This window comes from Actinomadura rugatobispora, from assembly GCF_042656285.1.
Lineage (GTDB): Bacteria > Actinomycetota > Actinomycetes > Streptosporangiales > Streptosporangiaceae > Spirillospora > Spirillospora rugatobispora.
Map to the genome: position 1 here is coordinate 1 of NZ_JBHSON010000303.1, position 594 is coordinate 594.

Sequence of the window (594 nt, forward strand, 5' to 3'; positions counted from 1 at the left end):
CGTCACGGCGAGGTAGCGGGCGTAAAAATGCAGCGCCAGGGTGGTCTGGTCATTGCTTAGCGCGAACGGCAGGCTTTCATCCCCCATGGCGATCAGCGATTTATCAGGATTATAGAGGCCGATAGCCACGCCGGTTGCATAGTCCGGCCCGCCGGTCAGGGCCAGCAGATCGCTATTGTTACCGTCCGGCGTGCCTTCAAAATGGGTGCTGACGGCGGATAACCCGGCGCCGCAGGCTTCAAGGTTAATAGTGAACGGCCCATAGGGCGTTTCGTTTTTTTGCCCGGCCAGCTGGCGGGCCGCCACATCATGCATCTCCACTACCAGCTGTTCCGAGCCGGGGGAGACAATACAGGTTTTGCCTTTCACCACGCCGGTAATATAGACCGTGCCGTCATGGGCGAGCGTCTTGCCTGACAACAGCAGCGCGCAACAGATAAATAACCTGTTCAGGATCGTCATTCTGTCTCCTTACTGGTAAAGCAGATCGAAATACATCACGGCGGTGGCGTTGCCGGTGGTGACCGTCGGCAGCGTAGATTTATAGCGCAGGAAGAAGGTCAGCGTGTTATCGCCCGGCAGCAGGGGATATAG

The 594-nt window shown here is 57.6% G+C and carries 1 protein-coding gene; it reads right to left on the minus strand.

The genetic code is table 11. From position 1 onward, the window contains the following. Positions 1-462 (minus strand): fimbrial protein (locus ACFPZN_RS56515; RefSeq protein ID WP_378293745.1); only part of this gene is annotated, 462 nt, incomplete at its 3' end. Positions 463-594 lie beyond the last annotated feature (132 nt).